Source organism: Peribacillus sp. NPDC056705 (genome assembly GCF_043656335.1).
On sequence record NZ_JBHTYI010000175.1, the window covers coordinates 1 to 1,462 of the forward strand.

The 1,462-nt window shown below is 49.0% G+C and carries 2 protein-coding genes; both read right to left on the reverse strand.

Translation table 11 applies throughout. The annotated features are described in order from the left end of the window. Positions 1 to 42 precede the first annotated feature (42 nt). Entirely contained in the window at positions 43 to 867 is an 825-nt protein-coding gene (locus tag ACFRAK_RS28650) for a carbohydrate ABC transporter permease (protein WP_394573139.1), read from the reverse strand. Positions 868 to 872: 5 nt separating this feature from the next. Then, positions 873 to 1,462 (reverse strand): carbohydrate ABC transporter permease (locus ACFRAK_RS28655; protein WP_394573140.1); only part of this gene is annotated, 590 nt, incomplete at its 5' end.

Below are 1,462 nucleotides of genomic sequence, written 5' to 3' on the forward strand. Positions count from 1 at the left end.
GTTCCACGTTATCCATGTGATATCCCTCCCGGAAGCTCTTGTTTAACCTTTCACACCTGCATTCGAGATGCCCTCAATGTATTGGCGCTGGAACAGGAAGAAGAAGATAATGATCGGCAGTGTTGATAACACGACGCCCGCCATGATCATTGGGGTATTCTCGAAGAACATATCCTTCACACTGTTCAGACCGACTACCAGTACATACATTTCCGGCGTATTCGCCAGCGTACTCGGAATCAGGTAACTGTTCCAGGTCCCGGCAAAAGCAAGAATGGACATCGTAATCAGAGATGAGCGAGCCAGCGGGTACACGATCCGCCAGAAAGCCCCCATCTTGGTTAGACCGTCAATACGTGCCGCCTCTAGAAACTCATTAGGTACCGAGACAAAAAATTGACGGAGCATAAAGATATATAGCCCTTGGTATAAGAATGGAACCGTTAAGCCCCAGAAGGTGTTGAGCCATCCGAGCTGAGCCACGTTCACGTATACCGGAATCAGGATCATGTGATACGGTACCATCATCGTGGCCACCACGATCCAGTAGACTATCCCCTTACCCTTGAAATTCAGCTTGGCCAGCGCAAATCCGGCCATCGGGTTAATGATGAGGTTACCAATCACAACGACCCCCGTCATAATGACGGTATTCAGGAACCATCTCGGTACGTTATACGCATCGTTGGTGAAGAAGATTTTGAAGTTCTCAAACGTCCAGTTCGCCGGTGAAGTGAGTGTATTCACATGCCGCATCGGGATGAGGGACGTATAGATCGTATAGAGAAAAGGAAGGGCGAATAAGAGCCCCAGGATAATCGTGCCGATATATAACAGCAGCCGACCGTTATTCGTACGGGTCTTCATTACTCTCACTCCTTCTCATCCAAGAATTTTTTCTGCAGATACGTGATCAGCATGATAATCATGAAGAACAGCACAACCGCCGCACTTCCGTATCCGATGTTCATATAACGAATCCCGTGCTGGTAGAAATACGTCACGACCGTACTGGTTGCACCAGCCGGTGAACCGAGTGCCCCGTAACGGGAGATTGCCGCGATCTGGTCATAGATCTGAAAGCCCGCAATCGTGGACACCGATACGATGAAGAACGTAATCGGCTTCAGATACGGCACGGTGATATAGCGGAACTTATTCCATTTGGAAGCTCCGTCAATCTCGCCTGCTTCGTACAGATCCTTCGGAATTTCCTGCAGTGCCGACAAGTACACGATCATCGTGAACCCGGCCTGTTGGAAAATGAACAGAATACAGACGAACAGAAGCGCATAATTCGTATCCGCAAACCATGTCACATTCCCGAAACCGAGCATGCCGAAGAATTCCGTCAGGAACGTCCCCTGCTTAAAGAGCATCATGAACACGGTCGTAATCGCGATTTGCGATGTGATATACGGAATAAAGAATACCGTGCGGAAGATCCCTTTCCCCTTGAGCC